We start from the raw sequence: 5,648 nt of genomic DNA, 5'->3' as shown, positions 1-5,648 counted from the left end.
TTATCCTCCACAAGAACAAGAAGCACGACATAGAAGTGGTGGTGGACCGCCTGGAGGTCAAGCCGGCCATCAAGGAGCGGCTCACCGAATCGGTGGAGCTGGCGGTGAAGATGGGCTCGGGAGTGGTCATAGTCAATGAGGTACCCGAATCCGGGCGGGGTAAAGGCAAGGACCACCTGTTCAGTGAGCAGCTTTCCTGCCCCGACTGTGAGATCAGCTACGAGATGCCTGAGCCCCGCATGTTTTCCTTCAACTCGCCCTTCGGCGCCTGCCCTGCCTGTGACGGCCTGGGCACCCAGATGGAGATTGACCCGGACCTGGTGGTGCCGAACAAGAATAAGAGTATCATCCAGGGAGCGGTAGTTCCGATTGGTGAGCAGCCGCGCGGTGGGTTGTACAGCTCGATGATCAAGAGCCTGGCCGAGCATTACGGATTCAAGTTCACCACTCCCTGGAAGTACTTGCCGGAGGAGGTTCAGCGGGTCATTCTTTACGGTACCGATCCCGGGGCCAGGATCACCATGCGCTACACTTCTCCGCGCTGGCAGGGGGAGTACACCGGGGGCTTTGAAGGGGTGATCAATAACCTGCGGCGGCGGTACGCCCAAACCCGTTCGCCCGGCATTCGCCAGTGGATCGAGCACTTCATGTCCATTCATCCCTGCACCGACTGCGGCGGTGCCCGCCTGAAAAAAGAAAGCCTGGCGGTGACTGTCAGCGGTAAGAATATCTGGGACGTAGTGGAGCTGTCGGTGAAAGGTCTGCAGGAGTTCATTCAGCGGCTGGAGCTCACCGCCACCCAGCAGGAGATCGCCGCCCAGGTGCTCAAGGAGATCAAGGATCGCCTCGGTTTCCTGGTCAACGTGGGGCTGGACTACCTGACCCTGTCGCGCTCCGCTGTCACCCTGAGTGGTGGAGAGGGCCAGCGCATTCGCCTGGCCACCCAAGTCGGCAGTCAGCTGGTGGGGGTTCTTTACATCCTTGATGAGCCGTCCGTTGGTCTGCACATGCGGGATAACCGTCGGCTTATCCGGACCCTGTCCCAGCTGCGGGACCTGGGTAACACGGTGTTGGTAGTGGAACATGACCGGGAGACGATTGAGTCGGCAGACTGGGTGGTGGATTTGGGTCCCGGAGCCGGGGATGAGGGTGGCTGGGTGGTAGCCACCGGGATTCCAGAAGATATCAAGCGCAGCCCCGCCTCCCTGACAGGCCAGTACCTGGCTGGTCTGCGGGAAATTCCGGCGCCCAAAAAGCGCCGATCGAAATCTGACCGCTTCTTTTGCCTGGCAGGGGCCCGCGGCAATAATCTGAAGAATATCACCGTCAAAATTCCCGTAGGGCGTTTTGTCTGTGTAACGGGGGTGAGCGGCTCGGGTAAGTCGACCCTTATCAATGAGACCCTCTACCCCGTTCTCAGCCGGGAGTTTTTTTCCAGTAAGAAAAAGCCTCTGAAATATGATGCGATACAGGGTTTACTTTATCTGGATAAGGTTATCGACATCGACCAGTCACCCATTGGTCGGACGCCGCGCTCCAATCCGGCCACATACACCGGGGTTTTCACCCATATTCGTGACTTGTTCAGCCAGTTACCCGAGTCGAAGATCAGGGGCTACAAGCCGGGGCGATTTTCCTTTAACGTAAAGGGCGGTCGCTGTGAGGCCTGCCAGGGTGATGGCATTATCAAGATTGAGATGCATTTCCTGCCTGACGTCTATGTGCGGTGCGAGGAATGCAAGGGTAAACGCTATAATCGTGAGACACTGGAGGTGACCTACAAGGGTCGGAACATCGCCCAGGTGCTGGATATGTCTTGTGGTGAAGCCCTGGAATTTTTCAAGAATATTCCGTCTATTGAGCGTAAGCTTCAGACACTTTGCGATGTGGGTTTGGGCTATTTACGGTTGGGCCAGCAGGCCACCACGCTGTCTGGTGGTGAGGCGCAACGGGTGAAGCTGTCGGCGGAGCTTTCGCGCACCGGCACCGGCCGAACCATTTATATTCTGGACGAGCCTACCACCGGGCTCCACTTTGCTGATGTGGAAATGCTCCTGAAGGTGCTCAACCAGCTGGTGGACAAGGGCAATACCGTGGTCATCATCGAGCACAATATGGACGTGATCAAGACTGCCGACTGGATTGTGGATCTTGGTCCGGAAGGTGGTGACGATGGTGGTTATGTCGTGGCGGAGGGCACTCCGGAGGAGGTGGCGCAAACTCCGGGTTCATACACCGGCCAGATTCTGCGCGAGATTTTGCCTATAGGGCGGGACCTTCGGCCAATATCCCAATCCATACGCGCTCAAAAGGATTTTCAGACCGAAATAACATCATAGCCCATTCACGGGCCCCCCATTTATTTAGGAGTGATCCCATCATGAGGCCGCCGACACCATACCCCCTTATCCAATTGAAGCAGGAGTTTGGGTATTATGAGATTATCAAGGATCTCATAGATCAGTTCATTGACATCATGCTCAACTACCGGCAGAGCGGCCATCCCGGCGGCTCCCGCTCGAAGGTTCATATGCTTATCGTTAATACTCTTTCAGGGTCCATGCGCTGGGATATTCGCGATCCCAGCAAGCGTTTTGCTGACCGCTTCGTTCTGGTGGGCGGGCATACCGTTCCGCTCATCTATGCCATGCTGGCGGTGTATAACGAGGCCCTGCGCATCAAGTATGAACAGACCAACAATCCCAAGTACCTGGTGCGGGATTTCGAACGGCGGGCCCTAGTTTGGGAGGATTTGCTCACTCTGCGGCGCAATGGGGGACTGCCCGGCCATGCTGAGATGGGTGGCAAGACCCTGTTTTTGAAGTATAACACCGGGCCCAGCGGTCATGGCCAGCCCTCTGCGGCCGGTATGGCTCTGGCCTATAAATTGGCCGGTGTGCCGGAGGTCAGGGTCTGGGCCTTTGAAGGCGAGGGGGGGCTCTCCACCGGTGCTACCCATGAGACCAAGAATACCGCCTATGGGCTGGGATTAACAAACCTGATCTACGTGTTGGATTGGAACGATTTCGGTATTGACGACCGGCCCTTCTCCTCGGTCATAAAAGGCACCCCGGTGGACTGGTTCCAGCCCTACGGATTCCATGTCGTGGGTACGGAACAGGGGGAGAATTGGGTGGAGGTCACCAAGGCCTTCATCTTGCTTAACAGCCCCAACGGTGAAGACAAGCCCAAGCTGATCTGGACCAGGAACCGAAAGGGTCGGGGGTACGGCGTCTATGACAACAAATCACACGGTGTGCCGCATAAAGCCAACAGTGAGCTCTTCTGGGCGGGTCGGAGGGAGTTTGCCAACAAGTACGGGGTGACCTTTGAGAATTTTGGAGAGCAGCGTCCTTTTAGTGATCGCCAATTCCGCGAGGAGACCGCCAGTCATCTGAGCAAAGTCGTTTCGGTGATGCGGGACAATCAGGAGCTGGTGGATTTTCTGGCTGAGAGGTTGGTCGAATTGGGTGAGTCGGTACCGGAGGAGCTTGAAGACTACGTTCCGGGGGCCAGATTCAAGCTACCCAAGCAGGCGCTAAAGAAAGTTGAGGAGTATCCGCCGGAGCTTTTTGTTGCGCCGGGACAAAAGGCGCCCAACCGGGCCGCCCTGGGCAAATTTGGTGCCTGGATCAATAAGCTCAGTCATGAACGCTGCGGGGTGCCTATTTTCATAGCGGCCTCCGCCGATCTGGCTGACTCCACCAACATTTCCGGCTTCGCGAAGAATTGGGGTGATTTTGAAGGCTTCGGGTGGTATCACCGGGACACCCACACCCGGGGCGCGCTGCTACCGCAAGCCATCACCGAGTTCACCAACGCAGGTTTGCTGGCAGGCATGGCTACCGTCAACTTTTCCAAGAATCCCTATGAGGACTTCGAGGGTTTTAATGGGACCTGTAGCACGTATGGCTCCTTTTCCTACCTCAAGTATGGTCCCATGCGTTTATTCAGCCAGTTGGCCCAGGATTCCGATCTGAGGGTAGGGCGCCTGCTGTGGATTGCGGGCCATTCGGGTCCTGAAACCGCTGAAGACAGCCGCACCCACTTCGGCATCTTTGCCCCGGGTGTTACCCAGCTGTTCCCCGATGGGCAGATAATCAGCCTGCATCCGTGGGAGCACAACGAAGTGGCCCCTGTATTAGGGGCGGCCCTCACGACCGAGGTGCCGATCATCGCCCTGCACCTCACGCGACCTCCTATTTTTATCCCTGACCGGGAAGCCCTGGGCATACCTTCGCACCTGGAGGCGGCCAAAGGGGCCTATATCATGAAAGACTACGATCCTGAGCAGCCTAAGGTGGGTACGCTTATCGTGCGGGGGACCAGCGCCACCAACAGTGTGCTGTCACTCCTGTCCCGGATCAAGGAGGAGGGTCCCAATGTGAAGATTGTGGCCGCCATCAGTTACGGCCTCTTCGTGCTTCAAAGCAAATCCTATCAGGAAAAGATCCTTTCCTCGTGGGACTGGGACAACAGCATGATAATTTCCAATCAGGCTTACCGGCTGATGTCCAACTGGGTGGGCAACCGACGCTTGCGGGCTTTCGCCCTGACCCCGGACTGGGACAATCGCTGGCGCACGGGTGGCTCGGTGGAGGAGATCGTGGCCGAGTCGCACATCGACCCGAAGCATGTCTGGGAGGGGATCCAGACCTTTGCCGAGCGGCAGCTAGACTAGATGGCAGCTAGACTTATTTCACCTGCTTAAGAACCTTTTCCACGGCCTGCTGCTCAATGAGGTCGCTGGGCACCAGTCGGGGCAGCAGGCTGCGCCAGTTCTTATCCCGACGGAAAATAGTTCTGAACAGCGGGTAGGATTCTTCCAGCCGGCCCATATTGACCAGCGCCACCGCGTGCCAGAACTTCATTTCCAGGTTATCGGGGAACAGTTCTTCGGCGGCGCCGTATTCGCGCAGGGCACCTTCATTGTCGCCGTGCTCTATCGCCAGGTCGCCGGCGTTCATGTGTTCATAAGCCCGGTGCACCTTGACCAGTCGCCGCAGCTCGCCGATGGGATCGGGGTGATCCTCTACCCGGAGTTCCATAACGACACCCTGCCACGGTTCCGCTTGATTTTCACCGGAAACGATGAGGATGGCTGCCGACTGGCGACCGCGGATATCGCCGCCGACTGACTCGGCAGCTTCCAGGGCGGCCAGCATGCGGGCAGCCAGATCCCCGGTGGTCGTTTCAAAGGCTGCGGCCATGCAGGGCCAGACCTCTTCGCTGAGCATGAGATTGGCCTGGACGGAAAAATGGTCTCCTATATAGTGACCGGCGGCTGCGATGCACCGCTTGCCGGTATGGGCGGTCACATTCCCGGCAGCATCAATCATGGCTACCTGCCGCACATCCCGGCCCTCATCTGCAGCAATGAGCCGGGTCAGGGCCTCAGGGGCTGTGGAGCCGCTTTCCATGAGCGCCAGTCCATTGGGGCCATAATCGACCAGCACGAAGGACTGGGTTGCTACAGCCCCCACACCAGCACGGGCCCAGGTCACCAAAGAACCCACCGAGAACCAGTGCGATTGTACGGCCACTCCCAGTTGCCCGGTGGCCGGATCCCGGGCTACGATGGAGTAGGTGGCTACAGGTCGCAATCCGGCTGGTTCGCTCTTCGTGGCGAACAACATTGAGCAGGTGAA

General features: G+C 57.8%; 3 protein-coding genes. 2 read left to right on the top strand and 1 reads right to left on the bottom strand.

Features of this window, described 5'->3' with window-relative positions; genetic code table 11:
- Together uvrA and ACETWG_13590 are read left to right on the top strand one after the other, a co-directional pair.
- Positions 1–2,339: excinuclease ABC subunit UvrA (gene uvrA, locus ACETWG_13595; GenBank protein ID MFB0517617.1), on the top strand; the 2,339-nt coding region annotated here is incomplete at its 5' end.
- 41 nt (positions 2,340–2,380) lie between these two features.
- On the top strand, positions 2,381–4,681 hold the full coding sequence (locus ACETWG_13590; GenBank protein ID MFB0517616.1) for a transketolase: 2,301 nt from the start codon (positions 2,381–2,383) through the stop codon (positions 4,679–4,681).
- A gap of 13 nt (positions 4,682–4,694) precedes the next feature.
- Here ACETWG_13590 and ACETWG_13585 read toward each other — a convergent pair.
- A partial coding sequence (locus ACETWG_13585) for a DUF1028 domain-containing protein (protein ID MFB0517615.1) occupies positions 4,695–5,648 on the bottom strand: 954 nt, incomplete at its 5' end.

The organism is Candidatus Neomarinimicrobiota bacterium (assembly GCA_041862535.1).
GTDB lineage: Bacteria > Fidelibacterota > Marinisomatia > SCGC-AAA003-L08 > TS1B11.
Note: the sequence above shows the minus strand (reverse complement) of the source record. Positions and strands in the feature narration are given on the sequence as shown.